This window comes from Reyranella sp. (assembly GCF_965279625.1).
Taxonomy (GTDB): Bacteria; Pseudomonadota; Alphaproteobacteria; order Reyranellales; family Reyranellaceae; genus Reyranella.
Genome location: NZ_OZ257251.1, coordinates 1,457,228 through 1,476,816 on the forward strand (window position 1 = coordinate 1,457,228; position 19,589 = coordinate 1,476,816).

17 protein-coding genes are annotated in these 19,589 nt (G+C 65.2%); 6 read left to right on the top strand and 11 right to left on the bottom strand.

The window, feature by feature from the left end; genetic code table 11:
• Positions 1-44: 44 nt before the first annotated feature.
• On the bottom strand, positions 45-1,112 hold the full coding sequence (locus ACQY78_RS07110; protein WP_428684084.1) for a lipid A deacylase LpxR family protein: 1,068 nt from the start codon (positions 1,110-1,112) through the stop codon (positions 45-47).
• Between the two features lie 72 nt (positions 1,113-1,184).
• Positions 1,185-2,435: an MFS transporter gene (locus ACQY78_RS07115; protein ID WP_428684086.1), complete on the bottom strand. Its 1,251-nt coding sequence runs from the start codon at positions 2,433-2,435 to the stop codon at positions 1,185-1,187.
• Between the two features lie 293 nt (positions 2,436-2,728).
• Here ACQY78_RS07115 and ACQY78_RS07120 point away from each other — a divergent pair, with 293 nt between their 5' ends.
• Positions 2,729-4,540 (top strand): B12-binding domain-containing radical SAM protein, encoded by a 1,812-nt coding sequence (locus ACQY78_RS07120; RefSeq protein WP_428684088.1) that lies wholly within the window; start codon positions 2,729-2,731, stop codon positions 4,538-4,540.
• Here the strand turns inward: ACQY78_RS07120 and ACQY78_RS07125 are convergent.
• Positions 4,458-5,477, bottom strand: coding sequence for a TauD/TfdA dioxygenase family protein (locus tag ACQY78_RS07125; RefSeq protein WP_428684090.1), 1,020 nt, complete (start codon positions 5,475-5,477; stop codon positions 4,458-4,460). The genes ACQY78_RS07120 and ACQY78_RS07125 overlap by 83 nt on opposite strands.
• A 103-nt stretch (positions 5,478-5,580) precedes the next feature.
• Here ACQY78_RS07125 and ACQY78_RS07130 point away from each other — a divergent pair, with 103 nt between their 5' ends.
• Both ACQY78_RS07130 and ACQY78_RS07135 read left to right on the top strand, forming a co-directional pair.
• Entirely contained in the window at positions 5,581-6,363 is a 783-nt protein-coding gene (locus ACQY78_RS07130; protein ID WP_428684092.1) for an NAD kinase, read from the top strand.
• Positions 6,360-7,451: an AbrB family transcriptional regulator gene (locus ACQY78_RS07135; protein WP_428684094.1), complete on the top strand. Its 1,092-nt coding sequence runs from the start codon at positions 6,360-6,362 to the stop codon at positions 7,449-7,451. The genes ACQY78_RS07130 and ACQY78_RS07135 overlap by 4 nt, the downstream gene beginning before the upstream one ends.
• A 184-nt stretch (positions 7,452-7,635) precedes the next feature.
• Here the strand turns inward: ACQY78_RS07135 and ACQY78_RS07140 are convergent, their stop codons facing one another.
• Complete coding sequence (locus ACQY78_RS07140; RefSeq protein ID WP_428684096.1) at positions 7,636-8,457, bottom strand: SDR family NAD(P)-dependent oxidoreductase; 822 nt, start codon at positions 8,455-8,457, stop codon at positions 7,636-7,638.
• A 90-nt stretch (positions 8,458-8,547) separates the two neighbouring features.
• On the opposite strand from ACQY78_RS07140, the gene ACQY78_RS07145 reads away from it, so the two are divergent.
• Positions 8,548-9,039, top strand: coding sequence for a nucleoside deaminase (locus tag ACQY78_RS07145; RefSeq protein WP_428684098.1), 492 nt, complete (start codon positions 8,548-8,550; stop codon positions 9,037-9,039).
• Here the strand turns inward: ACQY78_RS07145 and ACQY78_RS07150 are convergent.
• On the bottom strand, positions 9,021-9,431 hold the full coding sequence (locus ACQY78_RS07150; protein ID WP_428684100.1) for a DUF1801 domain-containing protein: 411 nt from the start codon (positions 9,429-9,431) through the stop codon (positions 9,021-9,023). The two genes, ACQY78_RS07145 and ACQY78_RS07150, sit on opposite strands and share 19 nt — an antisense overlap.
• A 95-nt stretch (positions 9,432-9,526) precedes the next feature.
• Between ACQY78_RS07150 and ACQY78_RS07155 the strand changes: the two genes are divergently transcribed.
• On the top strand, positions 9,527-10,486 hold the full coding sequence (locus tag ACQY78_RS07155) for a Bug family tripartite tricarboxylate transporter substrate binding protein (RefSeq protein WP_428684102.1): 960 nt from the start codon (positions 9,527-9,529) through the stop codon (positions 10,484-10,486).
• Between the two features lie 12 nt (positions 10,487-10,498).
• Here the strand turns inward: ACQY78_RS07155 and ACQY78_RS07160 are convergent, their stop codons facing one another.
• From ACQY78_RS07160 to ACQY78_RS07175, 4 genes are all read right to left on the bottom strand, one after another.
• Positions 10,499-11,881, bottom strand: coding sequence for an MFS transporter (locus tag ACQY78_RS07160; RefSeq protein ID WP_428684104.1), 1,383 nt, complete (start codon positions 11,879-11,881; stop codon positions 10,499-10,501).
• Positions 11,882-12,035: 154 nt separating this feature from the next.
• A complete protein-coding gene (locus ACQY78_RS07165; RefSeq protein ID WP_428684106.1) occupies positions 12,036-12,695 on the bottom strand; it encodes a dienelactone hydrolase family protein in 660 nt (219 codons plus the stop codon).
• 158 nt (positions 12,696-12,853) lie between these two features.
• Positions 12,854-13,786 (bottom strand): IS110 family transposase, encoded by a 933-nt coding sequence (locus ACQY78_RS07170; RefSeq protein WP_428676352.1) that lies wholly within the window; start codon positions 13,784-13,786, stop codon positions 12,854-12,856.
• A gap of 193 nt (positions 13,787-13,979) precedes the next feature.
• On the bottom strand, positions 13,980-15,500 hold the full coding sequence (locus ACQY78_RS07175; protein ID WP_428684108.1) for an AMP-binding protein: 1,521 nt from the start codon (positions 15,498-15,500) through the stop codon (positions 13,980-13,982).
• Between the two features lie 63 nt (positions 15,501-15,563).
• On the opposite strand from ACQY78_RS07175, the gene ACQY78_RS07180 reads away from it, so the two are divergent.
• Positions 15,564-16,700: an NAD(P)/FAD-dependent oxidoreductase gene (locus ACQY78_RS07180; RefSeq protein WP_428684110.1), complete on the top strand. Its 1,137-nt coding sequence runs from the start codon at positions 15,564-15,566 to the stop codon at positions 16,698-16,700.
• A 512-nt stretch (positions 16,701-17,212) separates the two neighbouring features.
• Here ACQY78_RS07180 and ACQY78_RS07185 read toward each other — a convergent pair.
• Positions 17,213-17,416 (bottom strand): hypothetical protein, encoded by a 204-nt coding sequence (locus tag ACQY78_RS07185; protein WP_428684112.1) that lies wholly within the window; start codon positions 17,414-17,416, stop codon positions 17,213-17,215.
• Between the two features lie 17 nt (positions 17,417-17,433).
• Positions 17,434-19,428, bottom strand: a complete 1,995-nt coding sequence (locus tag ACQY78_RS07190) for a hypothetical protein (RefSeq protein ID WP_428684114.1) — start codon at positions 19,426-19,428, stop codon at positions 17,434-17,436.
• Between the last annotated feature and the right edge of the window lie 161 nt (positions 19,429-19,589).

Sequence of the window (19,589 nt, forward strand, 5' to 3'; positions counted from 1 at the left end):
GGGGCGCCTTCGGGCGCCCCTTCTATTTCGCGCCGGAATTATGCTCAGTATCTGAAGGTCAGGTTGATCGAGCCGAACTGCGTGATGCGATCGCGCTCGAAAAATTCAGGGGTCCGCAGGATCTGGGTGTACGAGATCCGCATGCCGCGCCAGAGAACGGCCAGCCCCGCCTGCACTTCGCCGACGAAGGGACGGTGTCCCACGCGCTGGCTGAAGCCGTCGGTATTGCCGTCCAGGAAGATGTTGCGGGCAACCGCCTGCCCGTCGAAGCCCGCGAACAGATACCAGCCGAAGCTTCCGTCGCCGATGAAGGCATCCGATCCGGGCAATGCCGGCCGGGCACGCGTGGGCCCGAAATCATCCCGAAGGTTCTTGCCGATGCGCGCCGTGCCGCCGACGCTGCCATAGGTCGCGACATTGCCGACCGCCAAAGCCGCACGCGGGATAAAATCCACCTCCAGCTTGGGATTGTCGATCAGCACGGCGCGGCCGGTGCGCCAGCGCCGCTCGAACGTGAGGCCGACCGTGGGCTCGTTGTGCAGCTGATTGCCCCAGCCATAGGCTGGTGACACACCGATCAGCTGATGGAAGTTGTTCTGCACGAACTCGCCGCCCGCGGCCGGCCCGATCACGCCGAGATCGACCTGCAGCGTGTCGAGGCGCGTCGGCTCGTCGATGCCGGTCCGGGGATCGTGGCGCTTGTAGGTGTACTGTAGCGCGAAGCTCGCATAGAGCCAGGCCGCGTAGGGCCTGTCGTTGTAGATCGGGTTCGACACATAGGTGTTTTCCGGCGTGTAGATATTCTGGCCGGCGGAGATGGCGATGCGGCGGATGACCGAATCGGCCGCGGGCTCGCCCAGGAACGTCGGGATGGTCGTCATGGCCACGATGCCGTGCGGCATCTCGGTGATCGCGGGCGACAACCAGCCGATCCGGACGCCGCTCGTGTAATCACGGTCCGACCTGCCGAACCGATTGAAGACGTCGTTCTCGACCTGGAACGTGTAGATATTCCGCTGCTCATCCTCCGTAGCCGAGGGCCGGGGCGGCGGCTTTACCTCGTCGGAAGACTGGGCCCCCGCAGAAGCGCAGAAGGCAAAAAAGGCTGCCATCGCCACAGCGACGGTCTTGGCGTGGCGATGATGCATTCCGGCTGGAACGCACGTTGTCTCGGCAGGTTGCGGCTACCGAACGTTCACGGAGGCTGCGCGGTCCCACAGGTCCCGGCGCCACCACACCGCGATCGCCAGCGTGAAGAAGATGCCCAGCACGCTGTAGAGGGTTCCCGTGGCGGCGAAACCCGTCCACTCCACCAGCGGGCCCGACAGGAGCAGCCCGAGCGGCATGCCGTAGACCGCGAGCATGCGCACGCCCATGACGCAGCCGCGCAAGGCGGGATGGGTGACCCGGAGCAGGATCACCGACATCGGGATCATGCAGAAGCTCTGGAAGAGCCCCGCTCCGAACAGGACGATCTCGCCCATCAGTGGGGTCTTGAGCCAGGAAAAGACCAGGTTGAGCGACAGCCAGACGAGCGTGCAGACGATCATGGTGCGCGCCGGCCGTATATGGGCGCCGTACAGGGACACCAGGATCGAGCCGGTGAGCGCGCCGCCGGCAAAGCTGGCGATCAGCCAGCCGAGCCCGGTCTGGTCCAGGCGGTAGATGTCCTTGGCCACGTAGGCGAGCAGGGAGCCGGTCAACGGATAGGCCGCGAAGTTCACCAGGAAGGCCAGCAGCATCACCGCGCGCACGACCGGCGTCGACCAGACATAGGCGAAGCCCTGCCGCAACGCCCCGAGCGCCGACGGCATGACCTCTCCGTCGCCCAGGATGCGCAGCCTCCGCGTGCCCACGCCCAGGGTCAGCGCGAGGCACACGGCGTAAACGCCGCAGACCGCGACGTAGGCCAGGCCCGAGCCGAGGGAAGCGACCAGGGCGGCGCCCGAGAGCGCGCCCACGATGCGCGCGGAATCCGCCGTCGTCCGCGACACGCCCATGGCCCGCATCAGATAGTCGGCCGGCATGGTCTCGCCGACCAGGAGGTTGCGCAACGTGATGTCGGAGGGGCGCACCAGCCCCATGATCGTGGCGAGCAGGAAGACCGGCACGGGCGCCGCCAGGCCGCTCAGGAACAGGACCGCGAGGCAGCTCGCCAGGACGAGATAGGCCGTCCGCATGAGAAGCAGGACGTTGCGGTTGCCGATGCGGTCGCCCGCCATGCCGAACAGGGGAGAGATCAGCGTTCCGAGGAACTGCAGCGAGCCGAATACCGCCAGCGCCAGGACCGAGCCGGTCGAAACCAGCACGAACCAGCCTAGGATCACGGTTTCCATCTCGAACGCCCAGGAGGCGAGAAGGTCGGCCGGCCACTGGAACCGGAAGCTCCGAATCTGAAAAGGCGCCAGGGCGGGCGCACGCGCGATGAGGCTCAATTCCTGTTCGTTCCCTCACCCTGCGCCTTCGTCGGAAGCGCTTCGGGTAAGAGCGAAGCTGCGCTTCCAAGGCATCGACTGCAATAATCGGCTCGGCATGGCGCATCCGCACTAATGGCTGGGCTCGGCGCCCTACAAAACCCTAATTCTAGTGGCCCTATTACGCACCCAAACTGAGAATATAAGTCGCGCCCCGTTGCGTTGGGGACCGGGTCAGAGCATTGTTATGATGAATGCCGTCAAGCGGTAATTTGCTGGAACCGCGTGCGGGTAATGTCTTGGAGAAATCCGCTATGGGCGGTGCCGTGAAGCGTACGAAGTTTCATCTCATTCTGATCAAGCCGACTCATTACGATGACGATGGCTATCCGATCACCTGGCTTCGGTCCCACATCCCCTCCAACACGCTTGCCGCCCTGTACGGGCTTGGCGAGGATTGCCGCGCGCGGCAGGTGCTCGGGCCGGACGTGGACATCGTCATCCACCCGATCGACGAGACCAACACGCGCGTCAGGCCGGACCGGCTCATGGCCCAGATCGAGCGCAGCGGCGGCAAGGGCCTGATCTGCCTCGTCGGCGTCCAGACCAACCAGTATCCCCACGCGGTCGATCTCGCCCGCAAGTTCCTGAAGGGCCGCTTCCCCGTGGCCATCGGCGGCTTCCATGTGTCGGGCTGCCTGTCGATGCTGCCGGTGATCCCGCCCGAGATTCAGGAAGCCATGGACATGGGCGTCTCGATCTTCGCCGGCGAGGCCGAGGAAGGCCGTTTCGACCTGGTGATGCGCGACGCGATGAACGGCACGATGAAGCCGCTCTACAACTACATGGACGATCTGCCGGGTCTCGAGGGCGCTCCGACCCCTCACCTGCCGCCGTCGGCGCTGTCGCGCAACGAGGGCGGCATGTCGAGCTTCGACCTCGGCCGCGGCTGCCCGTTCCAGTGCTCTTTCTGCACCATCATCAATGTGCAGGGCCGCAAGAGCCGCTTCCGCACTGCCGACGACCTCGAAGCGATCATCCGCGAGAACTACAAGCAGGGCATCACGTCGTTCTTCATCACGGACGACAACATGGCCCGCAACAAGCACTGGGAAGACTTCTTCGACCGGCTCATCGAGCTGAAGGAGAACGAGGGAATCCAGCTGTCCCTGATCATCCAGGTCGACACCCAGTGCCATCGCATCCCGAACTTCATCAACAAGGCGCGCTGGGCCGGCGTCTATCGCGTCTTCATCGGCCTCGAGAACGTCAACCCGGACAATCTGCTGGCCGCCAAGAAGCGCCAGAACAAGATCACCGAGTACCGCAAGATGCTGCAGGCGTGGCACACCAGCGGCGCCTCGACCTGGGCCGGTTACATCCTGGGCTTCCCCGGCGACACGCGCGCCTCGATCCTGCGCGACATGGAGATCATCAAGAAGGAGCTGCCGCTCGACATCCTCGAGCTGTTCATGCTCACTCCGCTGCCCGGCTCCGAGGATCACCAGACCCTGTGGAAGCAGGGTGTGTGGATGGACCCCGACCTCAACAAGTACGACGTCCATCATCGCTGCGTGCATCATCCGAAGATGAGCGACGCGGAGTTCGAGCAGGTCTATCGCGAAGCCTGGAAGTCCTACTACACGCCTGAGCATATCGAGACGGTGGCCCGCCGGCATGGCGCGATCCCGGGCCGTGATCCGGCCGAGCCGGCGCGCTTCATGACCATGTTCAAGATCATGTTCGAGGCCGAAGGCGTCCATCCGCTGGAAGGCGGCGCGGTGCGCATGAAGTATCGCCTCGACCGCCGCTACGGCATGCCGATCGAGCCGATCGGCGTGTTCCACTACAAGGTGGCTGCGGATTTCTGGCGCAAGCTCAAGATCTACGCGCGCCTCACGCTGCAGGGCATCGCCATCGGCCGCAAGGTCAAGAACGACCCGAAGCGCCTCGAATACACCGACCTCGCGCTGCAGCCCGTGGTCGACGACGACATGGACAAGCTGTCGCTGTTCGCCGAGACGGCGGGCGGCGGTGCGGCCGTCAACAAGCGCCGCGGCGAGGACCTCGCCCGCGCCAAGGTCGTGGCCCAGCAGAACCAGCAGCGCCTCGCCGCCGCGGAATAGCGGCGCGCTCGAACTGGCGGCGCGGGCCCTGCGCCGGGCCGCCAGTGTCCCTCAAATTATCTAGTGAACGACGGGCGGCGTGACTTCGCCGAGCCCGTCTGCGTCGGTGGCCGAGATCGTCGTGCGCACCATCGAGCGCTCGCGCGTGTAATCCCACGGGCGGCCGCGGTGGAGCATGGCGCGGTTGTCCCACATCACCGCATCGCCCTGACGCCATTTGTGGCTGTAGACGAACTCCGGCCGAGTCCTCGTCGAGGAGCTGCGAGAGCAGCTGGCGCGCGTCGCGGTCGTCCATGCCGTCGATCGCATAAGCGTGGCTCGCGACATAGAGCGCGCGGCGATCGTTGGCCGGGTTGCGCCAGTTCAGCCGCCAGCGCACCGGCGGCAGCGCCTTGCGCTCCTCGGCGTTGGCGAGGTCGGGATGGATCTGGTCGCGGCTGTTGGCGTAGGAGTGCGTCGCCACCGAGTTCTTCAGCCGCTCCTGCATGTCCGCCGGCAGCCGCTCCCAGGCGAGCCGCGTCGAGGTGTACTCGGTCTCGCCGCCCGCGCCCGGCAGCACGCGCGCAGTCAGCACGGAGGCGAGCGCCGGCGTCTTCTTGAAGGAAGAGTCGGTGTGCCAGAGCGCATTGGCCTTGGCGACCAGCACCTGGCGATGATCGGGCGGCACGATCTCGCCCTGCTGGCCGACGTTGGTCAGGCGCGAGTAGAAGCTGTTCTCGCCGAGCGACGCTGCCTTGGTGAGCTCGAGCGGCCCGAAGGCGCGGCTGTAGGCCACCTGGATGTCGTCGGCGATCTGCTGGTCCCGAAACACAAGGAGTGAATGTGTTTCGAAGGCCTCGCGGACGGCCTTGTAGGCCTGGGCATCGGTCGCGACGTCAAGCAGGGATACGCCTTTCACTTCGACGCCAAAGCCATCGGCCAGTGGGACCAGTTCCATCGCGTTCCTCCTCGCAGTTTCTTTTGTGACCGGGAATTTATCGCACTGGCGCGGCGGGCGGCTATAGTGCGATTCCTGCACCCGAGGCATTGCTGTATCCCGTATGGCCGTCCAGTCCCCGCCCGCTCCCCGCCTCGCCTTCGTCTGTGCCAGCACCTCCACGGCCCGCGAGGCCAAGGCCCGCCTCGAGAAGATCTATGGCGCAGCCACCACCGCCGAAGCCGACATCATCGTCGCGCTGGGCGGCGACGGGCTGATGCTGCAGACACTCCACCGCAACATGCGGCGGCTCAAGCCGATCTACGGCATGAACCTCGGCACGGTCGGCTTCCTGCTCAACACTTTCAAGGAAACCAACCTGTTGAAGCGCCTCAAGAAGGCCCGCCAGGTGACTCTGACGCCGCTGCGCATGGTGGCCACCAACACGCGCGGCAAGGCCTCGGAAGTGCTCGCCATCAACGAGGTGTCGCTGCTGCGCTCGAGCCGCCAGACCGCGCGCATCGAGGTCGCCGTCGACGGCCAGAAGCGCCTTCCCGAATTGCATTGCGACGGCGTGCTGGTGGCGACGCCCGCCGGCTCGACCGCCTACAACCTCTCGGCCCACGGACCGATCCTGCCGCTGGGGGCAGGCCTGCTGGCGCTGACGCCGATCAACGCCTTCCGGCCGCGGCGTTGGCGCGGCGCGTTGCTGCCGCGCACCTCCAAGGTCGAATTCACGATCCTCGATCCGAAGAAGCGTCCCGTCGCAGCGGCGGCCGACTCGGTGGAAATCCCCAACGTCGCCCATGTCGCCGTGACCGAGGCCAGCGACACCAAGCTCACCCTGCTGTTCGACCCCGAGCACGATCTCGAGGAACGCATCCTGAAGGAGCAGTTCGCTCCTTGAGCGGCAAGGACATTCCCTCCAAGCCGGGCAAGAAGAGGATCATCGGCCACGAGGGGTGGCAGCCTCTCGCGCTGGCGCTCGTCATCGGCACGGTGGGAGGCTTCGTCTTCAACTGGTTGCGCATGCCTCTCGCCTGGATGCTGGGCGCCTGCGTCTTCTCCACCGTCGCCGCCTTCCTCGGCCTGCGCGTGGGCATGCGGGTGCGGCTGCGGCAGGGCATGATCATCATCCTGGGTGTCCTGCTCGGGTCGGGCTTCACCCCCGAACTGCTGCAGCGGCTGGGCGAATGGGCGGTCAGCCTCTGTGTCCTCACCGGCATGACCATGACCGGCGCCACCCTCTGCTACGCCTGGCTGCGACGCGTCACCGATTGGGACAAGGTCACCTGTTACTTTGCCGCCATGCCGGGCGGCCTAAACGACATGACCATCATGGGCGGTGCGATGGGCGGCGACGAGCGCTCGATCGCGCTCGCGCATGCGCTTCGGATCCTGACCGTCGTCCTCACCATCCCGATCTGGTACCGGCTGGTGAACGGTGCGCAGACCAGCGTCCTGACCATGGTCCACGGCCCCACGGGCAACGACTGGAAGGACTATGCCGTCCTGATCGGCTGCGGCGTGATCGGCGCAATCGCCGGCCGCCTGCTGCGCCTGCCCGCCAGCTTCATGATGGGACCGATGATCGTGAGCGCCCTCGCCCATCTGGGCGGCCTCACCAACTCCCAGCCGCCGGGCTTCCTGGTCGCCGCCGCCCAGGTCGTGGTCGGCACCGGCATCGGCTGCCGTTTCGTCGGCGCCAACTTCGACAAGCTGCACAAGGAGATGGCGGCCTCGATCGGCGCCGCCTTCATCCTGATCGCCTGCGCGGTGGGCTTCGCCGAGATCACCCACGCGCTGACCGGTCTCAACCTCGACGCCACGGTGCTGAGCTACGCCCCCGGCGGCTTTGCCGAGATGAGCCTGATCGGCCTGGCCCTCGGCATCGAGATCGCGATGGTGGCGACCCACCATCTGTTCCGGCTGTTCCTGATCATCATTACCGGACCGATCGTCTTCCGCACGATCCTGAGACGCGCCCGCCGCTGACCGGGCTCCCCCGCCGGGGCTACCAGGACGCCCTCAACCGATCTTCGCGGTATCTGGGTACCCTTCCGGGGACTGCCCGAGTCATTTCATTTATTTCGTTTGTTTCGTTTATTTCGACTCTGCTCTGTAGCGACACCGCCGCGGCGCCCCCCAACAGAGGGAGTCCGCTCTGAACCCAGACGCTCTAGGCCCGCACCGTGATGCCGCCGTCGACCACCAGCAGGTGGCCGTTCACATAGGCCGACTGGTCTGAGGCGAGGAACAGGGCGGCGTTGGCCGTGTCCCAGCCCGTGCCCATCTTGCCGGTCGGCGAGGCATGGTCGCGGATGGCGATCATCTTCTCGTAGGCCTGGTTATGGTCCTTCTCGCTCCTGGCATACTGCTCGGCCAGGAAGTCGATCATCGGCGTGTGCATCAGGCCGGGCAGGATCGCGTTGCAGCGGATGCCCTTCTCCGCATACTGCGAGGCGATCGCCATGGTGAGCGAGTTCACCGCGCCCTTGCTGGCATTGTAGGCGAGATACGAAATCCCCTTGGGGCTGCGGATCGAGGCGATCGAACTCACGTTCACGATCGCGCCCTTGCCCTGCTTCTCCATGATCGGCAGCACGTGCTTGGCCGTGAGGAAGAAGCTCTTAACGTTGACGTCGAAGACGCGGTGCCACTCGTCCTCGCTCAACTCGACCGGCCCGCCCTGCGAGCCGATGCCGACATTGTTGTCGAGAATGTCGACCCGCCCCCACTTCGCCATGCAGGCGTCGACCATCGCCTTCACGTCGGCATTGTTTGAGGCATTGGCCTCGTAGGCGACCGCGAAGCCGAGACCGACCTCCTTCTCGATCAGCCCGACCGTTTCTTCGGCCGCCGCCCGCTTCAGGTCGACGCAAAACACCCTGGCGCCTTCACGCGCGAAAGTGATCGCCGTGCACTTGCCGTTGCCCCAGCCCGGCCCGCTCGAGCCCGCCCCGACGACGATCGCCACCCTGTCCTTCAGCTTGCCGGTCATGCCGCTCCGCTCCCACGTCGTCTTCCTCTCCCGTCTTCTGGGGAGGGAAGGATTGAGATCGAGCCTAGCACGAACGGCCGGTTGGGAATCATGGTGACGATGCGGCACGCCCTGTCCATGATCGTGGCCATGGACACGAACCATCACGAGACGATGATGCGGCAGGCACTCGAACTCGCCGCCGTCGCGGACAAGGAAGGCGACATGGGCGTTGGCGCCGTGATCGTGCGGGAAGGCAAGATCGTCGGCCGCGGACGCAACCGCATCCACACGGCCAACTCGCTGGTCCACGCGGAGACCGACGCCATTGCCGATGCATGCCGCACGCTCGGCACGGACGACTTGTCGGGCACTACGCTCTATACCACGGTAGAGCCTTGCCCGATGTGCGCCGGCGCCTTGTTGAACGCCAAGGTCGGCCACTGGGTGCTGGGACTGCGCTTCAAGACGGTGGGACGCAATTTCGGCCGCTACTCCGTCGAGACGTTTGCCGAGTTCGTGGGCGCCGACATCAAATTCACGACCGGCATCCTCGAGGAGGAGTGCCTCTCGCTGCGCAGCCGCTACTTCGCGCGCAAGTGATGGGTGAGCGCGAGGGCCAAGCAGTGCCTTAGCTGACCCAGGGGCAACCGGTCGTCGGGCCCGAACTTGATAGCCCGCTTGCCGTCATACGCGAAGGTGTCTGGATAGAGCTCGCGGAACTGGCGGATCAAGCCGCTCTGGCAATGGAAGTAGACAGCGTAGCCACCGCTGTCGCCCTTCAACCGGTCGATGCGCACGGTGGTGCCGCTGCCCGTCTCTTCGGTGAGATAGCTGGGCTGGCCCCATTTCAGTGTCTCTGTCAGCACGCCCACGCCGTCGGTCGCGGCCGCCACATCGAAGATGGTCTCGCGCAGCGCCATCAGCCGGGCGCGCACAACCGGCGGATAGGCCTTGAACGTTGCAGCCACCCTGGGATCGCCAAACCGTTTCATCGGAGAAGCCTAGCACGAAGCTGCCGGGCCGGGCTGGCGAGCCGGGCGCCCGCGTGGGAAGCTTCTCCAAACAAGAATGAATCGGAGGAGCGTCCATGCGTCGTCGTGCGTTCACCGCCTCGGCCCTTGCAACCGCGCTGGCGTCGCCCGCGATCGCGCAGGCGCCATGGCCCGCCAAGCCGCTCCGTCTCGTCATCCCCTATCCGCCCGGCGGGCCGTCGGACGTTTCGAGCCGCATCGTCATGGAGCGGGCCGCTCAGCTCCTGGGCCAGGGCGTGCTGTTCGACAACAAGGCCGGCGCCTCGGGCATGATCGGGGCAGAGTTCGTGAAGAACCAGCCGGTCGACCATCACACGTTCCTCACCACGACGACGGCGATGGTCTGCATCACACGCCACCTCCAGGCGATCCCCTTCGACCCCGATCGCGACATTGTCCCGGTCTCGCACATGTCGACCTCGTGGGGCGCTTTCGCCGTCCATCCGTCGGGACCGGCCAACACGGTCGCGGAGTTCGTGGCCTATGCGAAAGCCAATCCGGGGAAGCTGAACTACGGCTCGGCCGGGCTTGCCACCATCACCCACCTGTTCGGCGAGATGCTCTGCCTGGAAGCCGGCATCCGGATGACGCACGTGCCCTATCGCGGCAGCGCGCCCGCGACCAACGCGCTGCTGGCCGGCGAGATCCAGGCGCAATTCGACCAGACCACCCTGCCGCATATCAAGGCGGGCAAGCTCCGCGCCCTCGCGATGCTGGCCGAAGTGCGCCACCCTGATTTCCCTGACGTCCCGACCCTGCAGGAGACAGGCTACGGCAAGGAAGGCGGCGATTCCTGGTTCGGCATCCTCGCGCCTGCCGGCACCTCCCCCGAAGCCGTCGCGCGTCTCGACAAGGCGATTGCAGAAGCTCTCCGCGCGCCCGACATCGCCGCCAAGGTCCACAATGGCGGCATGCGCGTGACCTATCTCGGTCCGGACGACTTCAAGGCACGCATCGGCGTCGAGAGCCAGTTGTTCGGCGCGATCATCAAGAAGGGCGACATCAAGCTGCCGTGAGGATAGCGGACCTCATGATTTGCGACGGGGGCGAGGCTGCGACGACCAGACGGCCGGCCAGAGGAGCGACAGCAACAGCACGGCCAGAAGACCGCCACCTGCCGACACGAAGGCAAAGCGGTAGCCGGCGAGGAAGCCGGCCATGTTCATGAAGCCCTGCGCGCCGTGGGCCTGCAGCGCCGTCAGCACCGAGGCGCCGGCGACGATGCCGATCGTGCGGGTCAGCAGCGACAGGCTGCCCGCGACGCCACGGTCGCGGGCCGGCAGGGTCGCCGTGACGATGTCGGTGTAGGCGACCGTCAGCAGGCCCTGTCCCACGCCTTCGAGAACCAGCAGCGCCGCCACGACGAGCACCGGCGTGTCGATGCCGGTGAAGCCCAGCGGCAGCAGGCCGAGCCCCACGCAGGCGATGCCCGCAAAGACGGTTGGCCGCTGGCCGATGCGGCTGACCAGGAAGGCCGAGAGCGGTGCTCCGGCGAGGCTGCCGCCATAGGCCATCGCCAGCACGATGCCGACGCCCACGGGCGTCAGCTTCAGCACGTTCACCAGGTAGTAGGGCGTCAGCAGCAGGATCGCGAAGCCCGCGAGGTTGGCGAGCGCATTGAGCGCGTTGGGAATCGTGAAGCGCGGATCGGCGAAGAGCGACGGCCGGATGATCGGCTCCGGCACCCGGTTGGCGCGGCGCACATAGGCCACGATCAGCACCAGCGCGACGATGGCCATCGCCAGCGCCCACGGACCCGGGATTTCCTTTCGCTGCGAGAAGGTGAGCGACAGGAGAAGCGTGCTCATGCAGGCAGCCAACAGCACCGCCCCCGGCGCATCGAACGGGCGCGAATCGGGCTTGGGCGAGGGCAGCAGACCGGACAGAGCGAGCGTTACGAGGGCAAGCGGCACGCGCACCCAATAGACGGCGGGCCAGCCCCAGAGTTCGACCAGCACGCCGCCGAGGAACGGGCCGATGGCGGCCGCAATCGCCATGGTGCTGGCGAAGCCCGCCAGCGCCTTGGTGCGGTCGCTCTCGGGAAACAGCGAAGTCGCGAGTGCGGGCGTGCAGGACAGCGCCAGCGCCGTGCCGACACCCTGGCCCCCGCGCGCCCACAGGAACAGCGGCCAGTCCGGCGCCGCCGCGCAGGCCGCGCAGCCGAGCGCGGAGATCGCGAGGCCGATGCGGAAGATCAGCCGATGCCCGAACAGATCGCCCAGCTTGCCACAGACGAGCATCAGCGAGCCGTAGGTGAGCACGTAGCAGATCACCAACCACTGCACGTCGCCCAGAGGCACCCTGAAGTGCGCCGTGATGGCCGGCAGCGCCACGTTGACGGCGATGTCGAGCGGGGCAAGCGATGCGCCCAGCCCGACGATGGCGAGGCCGAAAGCGGGGCGGACCGTCATGGGAGGTTGGGCGCTCCCTTCCCTATTGCGTCGTCCTGAGCGGAGCCGCCCCGAGGGCGGCGTAGCCGAAGGACCTCTCTTCCCACGCACGAGGACATCTCGAAAGGAATAGGGGTCCTTCGACTACGCTTCGCTCCGCTCAGGACGACGGTAATCAGAGGTTCTTCTTCAGGAATTCGAGCATCCTCTCCCAAGCCGCGTTGGCCGACTTCACGTCATAGGCCTCGCTGCGCTCGTTGGAGAAGGCATGCGCTGCGTCGTAGCGGAAGATCTCCGGACTGTGGCCGGCGCCCTTCATCGTCTTCTCGAGCGCATCGACGGCGGCCGGCGTGCACCAGTCGTCCTTGTTGGCGAAGTGGCCCTGCAGCGGCACGGTGATCTTGGCCGGATCCGCGAGCTGGCCCGGCGGGATGCCGTAGAAGGGCACGCCGCAGGAGATGCCTTCGATACGGGCGCAGGCCGCGATGGTGAGCGCGCCGCCCATGCAGAAGCCCATCACGCCGACCTTGCCGCCCATTTCGGCGAGATGCTTCACCGCGCCGGCAATGTCCTGGTCGGAAGCGCCGACGAAGTCGAGGCCGCTCATCATGTGATTGGCCTCGTCCGGCTTCTGGGTCACGCGGCCCTTGTAGAGGTCGGGCGCCAGCGCGTTGTAGCCCTGCCGCGCGAACCGGTCGGCGACGCCGCAGATCTGGTCGTTGAGACCCCACCATTCCTGGATCACGACGATCCCCGGCTTGCCCTTGCCCGCTTCGGCCAGATAGCCCTTGCAGGTCGACCCGTCGGGACGCTTGAAGTCGATCAGACTGCCCATGTCATTGTCCTCCTCAATATGTCTTGAACTCTACACCGACCTCACCCCGAGGAGCACGCCGAAGGCGTGCGTCTCGAAGGGTGGGAACGCGCACCGTGCCTGTTGCCATCCTTCGAGACGCATCGCTGCGCGATGCTCCTCAGCGACTGTGTCTGAGGTCAAGCGTTTTGCCATGGTGTCCTGTCTCTGAGGATGGCGTTGAGGATGACAAGAAGTTTGCGGGCGACGGCGATGGTGGCGACCATCTTGGTCTTACCGGCGGCGATGAGGCGCTCGTAGAAGGTTTTCAAGGGTGGGTTCCAGCGCTTGGCGACTTGGGCGCCAATGAAGAGGGCCGTTCGGACCACCGCCCGTCCGCCCCCGATGCGGGCCTTGCCCTTCCAGAGACCGGACTGGCGTGTGTAGGGAGCCAGGCCGGCAAGCGCTGCAATTTTTTTATGATCGAGCCGCCCCAACTCGGGCAGTTCGGCCAGCAAGGTCCTGGCGATGATCGAGCCAATGCCTGGCACCGATGCCAGCAGGTCTTCCTTCTCCCGCCACAGCGGTGAACCGCGCACGGCGCCATCGATGTCATGGTCGATAGTGCCGAGTTCGCGCTCAAGAGCCTTCAACAATCGCTCGATGCTCTTGCGCACGCGCGGCGGCTCGGTGCGATACAGGCGCTGACGTTCGGACGCAATCATCTCGACGATCTGGCGCCGGCGCGCCATCAGATCGGAAAGCAGGCGAGCGGCCCCATCGGGCAGCAGCCGGATCTGGGGCCGGGTGGCCTCGGCGAAGCGGGCGATGACCGACGCGTCGATCGGATCGGTCTTGGCACGCTGTCCCAGCGCCTGGGCAAAGGCCCGGACCTGTGCCGGATTGACGATCACCACAGGCATGCCGTGGTCCGAGAGGGTCGCGGCGACGAGGGTCTCGTAGCCGCCAGTGGCTTCGACCGCCACGAGGTCCACCGTGTCGCCCAGGCGGCGGCACAGCTCGACGAGGCCTGTTGCGTCGCGGGAAACCGCAAAGGCCTCCTGCGACGGCAGGACATGCACATCCAGTCGGTCCTTCGACACGTCGATGCCGACAATGCGACGGTGTTCCATGGCAACCCTTCCTTGCGAAAGCGAGCTCGCGATGCGGCCCACGCGACTGTTCGGGTTCGCTGGAACGACGGACGGGCGACCTTGCTGAGGAACGAGCTTCGACGCCCCGGGGTGAGTCGGTCTACCCGCCGCCACCGCGCCGGCTAGTCTAGCCGATCCGGCAGACGCCGACTTACAAGGATGAGGGAATTCGCTAGAGTAGTTTTCTGAGCTCCGTCTTCAGGATCTTGCCGTAGTTGTTCTTCGGCAGCGCCTCGATGAACCGGTAGTCCTTGGGGCGCTTGAAGCGGGCGATGTTGTCGAGGCAGAGCCTATCCAGCTCGACGGGCGACAGGGTCTGCCCGGTGCGGGCGACGATGAAGGCCACGACCTCCTCGCCCCATTCCGGGTGCGGGCGGCCGACCACCGAACATTCCGCGACGCCGGCATGGAGGTTCAGAACGTCCTCGATCTCTCGCGGATAGATGTTGGAGCCGCCCGAGATGATCATGTCCTTGGAGCGGTCCTTGAGCGTCAGCAGCCCCTCCTCGTCGAAGGCGCCGACGTCGCCGGTCCACAGCCAGCCGTCGCGCAGCGAGCGCGCCGTGGCCTCCGGGTTGTTCCAGTAGCCCGCCATCACGGGATCGCCTTTGCAGATGATCTCGCCGACCTCGCCCACGGGAAGCGGGCGCCCCGCCTCGTCGACGATCCGAACCTCCATGCAGGAATCGGCGCGGCCGGCAGAGGCCAGGCGCTGCTCCCAGCGCGGATGGAAGCGGTCCCAGTGATACTCACGGCCGAGATGCGTGATGGTCATCGGGCTCTCGCCCTGGCCATAGAGCTGCGCCAGCTTGTTGCCCAGCAAGTCGAGCGCGCGTTTCAGGTCCGACACGTACATCGGCGCGCCGCCGTAAGTGATGAGTCTCAGCGCCTCGGGCTTCAGGTCGGCCACGCTGCCATGCTCGATCAGCCGCTTCACCATGGTGGGCGCGAGGAAGATCGAGCATTCGGGCCAGCGGTTCATCAGCTCGACCGTCTCGGGCACCTCGTACTTGCCGCTCTCGGGAAAGACCTGCACCGAGCCGCGCGCCAGCATCGGGAAATTCCACAGGCCCGAGCCGTGGCTGATGGGAGCGGCATGCACGATCGAGCCGCCGGGCGGCGGGCGGTCGACGTCGGCGTAGTAGTTGAGCGTCATTGACAGCAGATTACGGTGCGTCAGCATGGCGCCCTTCGGCCGGCCGGTGGTCCCGGATGTGTAGAACAGCCAGGCTAGGTCGGTGGGTTCCGCATCGGCGATCGGGCTCGGATCGCCCACCGCCATGAAGGTGTAGGAGCGCGTCGTGACGTCGACGATCTCCTTCAACTCCGGCGCCTCCCGCGCGGCCTCGGCGATCGTGTCGGCGAGGTCGGGAGTCACGAAGCAGAGCCGGGCGCCCGAATTCTCCAGGATGAACGCGAATTCCTTCGCGTGCAGCTTGGCGTTCATCGGCACGGCGCAAAGGCCGGCGTGCCAGATCGCGTACATGACCTCGATCGATTCGACGCAATTGGCCATCGCGAAGGCCACGCGGTCGCCACGCGCGAGGCCGAAGCGGCCGGTGAGATGCGTGCTCATCACCGAGACCTTGCGCCACAGCTCGCGATAATTGAGGTGCGGCGACGTCCCGCGGGCCAGCGCGGTCAGGTCGCGGAACTCCTGCGCGGAGCCCAGCAGCAGATGGGCGATGTTCATGGGCGTCGTTTCCTCGCGCGCCGACTATTGCAGGCGTGGCATCGACCTTGCAATGTGCCGCCCATGCAGGATTTCGATTTCGCCATTGTCGGCGCCGGCATCGCCGGCGTCTCCGTCGCCTATCACCTCGCGCCCCATGCGAAAGTGATCATCCTCGAGCGCGAGAACGTGCCCGCCTATCACACGACAGGACGGTCGGCGGCGCTGCACTCCGAGACCTATGGCAGTGCGCAGATCCGCGCCATCACGGTCGCCTCGGGCCGCTTCTACCGCAATCCGCCGCCGGGCTTCTCCGATCATGCGCTGCTGACGCCCCGCGGCGCTCTGGTCGCAGGACATGCCGGACAGGAATCCGCGGTAAAGGCCGCCGCCGCCGACTATGCGCAGCTCGTGCCCTCGGTGCGCTGGCTGGAGCCGGAAGAGGTGCTGCGCCGCCACCCCCTCCTCAGGCCCGAGGCGGCGGGCGGCGGCGCGGTGTTCGAGCCGGAAGCCGACGACATGGACGTGGCCGCCATCCATGGCGGCTTCCTGAAGGGCGCGCGCGCCGCCGGCGCCGTGCTGCAGCTCAATGCCGAGGTCGCGGGCCTCACCCGCCAGGATGGGCTGTGGACCCTGGTTCTGCGCGACGGCGAGACAATTCGCGCGGCCAATATCATCGATGCGGCCGGCGCCTGGGCCGACGTGCTGGGCGGCCTCGCCGGCTGCGTGCCGATCGGGCTGGTGCCGAAGCGGCGCACCGCCTTCACCTTCGACCCGCCGCAGGGGCTCGACCTCGGGCCGCTGCCGATGCTGATCGACTTCGACGAGAGCTTCTACTTCAAGCCCGAGGTCGGCCAGTTCCTGGGCTCGCTCGCCGACGAGACGCCGTCGCCGCCGTGCGACGCCCAGCCCGAGGAGATCGACGTCGCCACCGCCGTCGACCGCATCGAGACGGCGAGCACGCTGCAGATCCGCCGCATCAAGAACAAGTGGGCCGGCCTGCGCTCCTTCGTGCACGACAAGAACCTGGTCGCGGGCTACGACCCGAAGATCGAGGGCTTCTTCTGGCTGGCGGGCCAGGGCGGCTACGGCATCCAGACCGGCTATGCCGCCGGCCAGCTCGCCGCCGCGCTGGCGCTGGGCAAGCCCCTGCCGGCCGAGGTCGCCGATCTCGGCGTCACGGAGGAGTCGCTGTCCCCAGCGCGCTTCGCAGCCGGCTGACACCTTTCGGAAAAATGGTGCGGACGGAGGGAATCGAACCCTCACGAGGTTACCCTCAACGGATTTTCGTACCACTTCGGCTTTTGCCGCCGATCCGCCCGGCCGCGGCCGGACGGTCGTTCGTGGTCTGGACTATCCCTTCACCCTGGCGCCTGCTTTAGGTGCTGCCCGTCTAGTCTCTACACCTTCCCGTCACCGGGCTTGGCTCGGGATTGCCGTTCAAGGTTTCCCCGACTTTGAGCAGTTCTGCATCGCCGGTTTCCCGGCGAGCACTCAAACTTTCGTCTAAGTCCGATGCGTCTACCAGTTCCGCCACGTCCGCACGGTAGACTGTATAGCGACTGCGCGCGAATAGGCCAAGATGAGGCGGTAGCGGTCTGCAATCAGAATGCTGCAAGTACCAGTTCGCTCATCGAGGCAGTCCCCTGGTCCTGTTGCACCTTCTCCTCCTGCGATTTGAACGAGGACGGGCTGGCCCGCGTGTCGACTGACTCAACTGCTTTGTCGTCGTCTCAAGCTTGTTGCGGGGAACATTGGCCTTCATGTTCGAAGATGAAAGTCTCCAGCATCCGAGGAATTGACGCCAATACGTCCGCATTGTCGATGAACTCGCCGGCGATTTCGTCCTCGAGATCCTGCTCACGCGTCAAATGATCGAGATTGAGGAGCGAGAGGCTCGCCCGCATCACGCGAGACCAAGGCGAAACATTGGGCATCGCAGAATCAAGTCATCCTACCGGCTTTGAAACACAATGGGGGGCGCGTCGCCCCTTCCCGGCGGAAATGACGGAGTCAGCGTCGGGTCGATCCGTTTGACAGGATGCTCCGGCACGCTGAGGTCGAGCAGAAGACCCTGCTCTCTTTCCCGGATGTAGATGATGCCACTCAGCCAAGACGAGCTGATGAACGGCGAATCGTACGCCTTCGGATCCGATGAAGCGAAGTCGTAACCGCCCGCACCGGCTTTCTTTGCTCCATAGAAGGTCAAGCCTGCAAACTGGATCGCCGTTCCGTCCCGTCCCACGCTCTGCGCTTTGATAGCCGACTTGAACCTCGCGAAGTCATTGTCGTAGTCGCGTGGCTCCCCGGCAACAATGATGATCGGAGAATCGGGATTGGTGAGAACCACGAAACGGTTCTCCCGGCTTGCGCTTCTGTTCTTGTGAACCGGGTCCAGCCACCGATAGGAATCGATGCCTTCATGCACGACACGCACGGCGCAATACGCATCGCCTTCCTTGACGAAGATCCAGTCACCGTCTTCCTCCAGCAGGTCGAGCGTGCTGGAGAAATATATGTCAGTTCGCGAGCGATAGTTGGCGCGATGGCCCGAACGCTGTGCAATCAAAACGTTGCGATCCTGAACGGACGCAAAACCGTTGGCCACCCGCTGCTCTTGATCCAGTGCACCGGACTTGTCGAGACGGGTGATCTGCGGCGCAATACGGGCCGCACGATCTCCATTGAAAACGATACCCTGCCACCGGTTCTGGGCACTCATCACCGTATAGGGCAGGTCGGGATCGAGAGCGAAAGACCCCAGAATGTACGATGGGGTTACAAAGCCATAGCGATACACGCTCTTGTCCGGATCGAGCATGGTATCGCGCTCCTTGGTGATGCCGACGCCGGGCACCCTCTGCGCGATGCCGTACCTGCCGCGCGCGGCTGGATTCTTGCCCAGGCTCAGCACAACCGGTGGCGGAAAGTAGCTGCTGGTAGCCTGCTGCGGCGCATAGAGCGGCAGATATCCTATCGGACCGAAGATCAGATTGAAGCTGCGATCTTCTCCTCCCAGCCAGGCCGGGTCTTGAAAGGAATAGACCCTGCTCTTGGCACCGCCACGCACGCCGTTGGCCAAGGTCTCCTGCGCAATCAGCGCGTAACCCAGGTCCAACAACACCTCGGCCTTCTGCCGCAGGACCGGATCTTCGCTGAAATCCCGGATGTTCTGTATCGCTCTCCGGCTGTATTGTTCATAAGTGGGCGAACCGACCTCGACGTACATGCCCCTTTTGGCCCGATCATCCATGAGTTTGGACCAATAGTCGCGCCAAGCGACGTAGTGCTCCGCCGGCGTGCGGCCGTCCTCGAAAACGCGGTTGGCGAACTCGGGGTTATTCTTCAGGAATTGGGATACGAGAAGGAACGACGACCGTGACGAGAAGGAATGATTCTCGGACCCCCGAAGGTTCCAGACATTCCTCAAGTCTGATGCAACGTCATAATCGTTGTATAAAGTCCGGGAAGCAATCTTGTAGAATTCCTCTTCCAGGTTGCGCTGCGCCTCCCTTCCCAGCCTCCCCGGGTAGCTTCCAGAACGTTCGTTGAAAAGCCCGTATAGGCGCACGACGTCTAGGGAGAACAAGCCCAAGCCTACGATCGGGTTCCTTTCGAACCGCCATGTGTGCGCGAAGTACCTGTTGATCGCCTCGACATCCTGCTCGAAGAGCAGCGACGGAATCGCATACCATACCCATTGCTGATCCGTCGTGAGCACGGCCCCTGTGATGCCGGCCGCAAGGGAGGCTCTTGCGCGCTCGAGATAATCCGGTGGCATCGACTTCAGAGGAGGCGGGGGCCAGTGTGCGGGTTGCGTCCTTTCCGGGACGGCGACAGAGACCCGACAGACTGCCGTTCCTTCCACTCCTGAAACGGACATCGTGTAAGTCGTCGTGCGAGCGGGGCTCTCGATCAGAGACTTCTTTCCCGACTCGACCTGGATCATTTTGCCTTCACGACTTAGAGTCGCCAAATCGGTGTTCCGGACCGTCCAGGTCAGATGGACTTTCTCCCCCACCTTCAAGACGATAGCCGGACGCGCATTTATTTCGCATCCAGCACCCTTGATGACAGCTGCAGCCGGCCGTCCGTCTCCACTGAAGCGGG

Coding starts and splice junctions, on each gene's coding strand:
- ACQY78_RS07170 (WP_428676352.1), bottom strand. CDS start 13,786: ATGGAACACCGTCGCATTGTCGGCATCGACGTGTCGAAGGACCGACTG.
- ACQY78_RS07175 (WP_428684108.1), bottom strand. CDS start 15,500: ATGAACATCGCCCATCTGCTGCTGGGCTCCGCGCAGGAGTTCCGCGAC.
- ACQY78_RS07150 (WP_428684100.1), bottom strand. CDS start 9,431: ATGAAACGGTTTGGCGATCCCAGGGTGGCTGCAACGTTCAAGGCCTAT.
- ACQY78_RS07130 (WP_428684092.1), top strand. CDS start 5,581: ATGGCCGTCCAGTCCCCGCCCGCTCCCCGCCTCGCCTTCGTCTGTGCC.
- ACQY78_RS07140 (WP_428684096.1), bottom strand. CDS start 8,457: ATGACCGGCAAGCTGAAGGACAGGGTGGCGATCGTCGTCGGGGCGGGC.
- ACQY78_RS07165 (WP_428684106.1), bottom strand. CDS start 12,695: ATGGGCAGTCTGATCGACTTCAAGCGTCCCGACGGGTCGACCTGCAAG.
- ACQY78_RS07180 (WP_428684110.1), top strand. CDS start 15,564: ATGCAGGATTTCGATTTCGCCATTGTCGGCGCCGGCATCGCCGGCGTC.
- ACQY78_RS07160 (WP_428684104.1), bottom strand. CDS start 11,881: ATGACGGTCCGCCCCGCTTTCGGCCTCGCCATCGTCGGGCTGGGCGCA.
- ACQY78_RS07190 (WP_428684114.1), bottom strand. CDS start 19,428: ATGATCCAGGTCGAGTCGGGAAAGAAGTCTCTGATCGAGAGCCCCGCT.
- ACQY78_RS07155 (WP_428684102.1), top strand. CDS start 9,527: ATGCGTCGTCGTGCGTTCACCGCCTCGGCCCTTGCAACCGCGCTGGCG.
- ACQY78_RS07110 (WP_428684084.1), bottom strand. CDS start 1,112: ATGGCAGCCTTTTTTGCCTTCTGCGCTTCTGCGGGGGCCCAGTCTTCC.
- ACQY78_RS07145 (WP_428684098.1), top strand. CDS start 8,548: ATGGTGACGATGCGGCACGCCCTGTCCATGATCGTGGCCATGGACACG.
- ACQY78_RS07120 (WP_428684088.1), top strand. CDS start 2,729: ATGGGCGGTGCCGTGAAGCGTACGAAGTTTCATCTCATTCTGATCAAG.
- ACQY78_RS07185 (WP_428684112.1), bottom strand. CDS start 17,416: ATGCCCAATGTTTCGCCTTGGTCTCGCGTGATGCGGGCGAGCCTCTCG.
- ACQY78_RS07125 (WP_428684090.1), bottom strand. CDS start 5,477: ATGGAACTGGTCCCACTGGCCGATGGCTTTGGCGTCGAAGTGAAAGGC.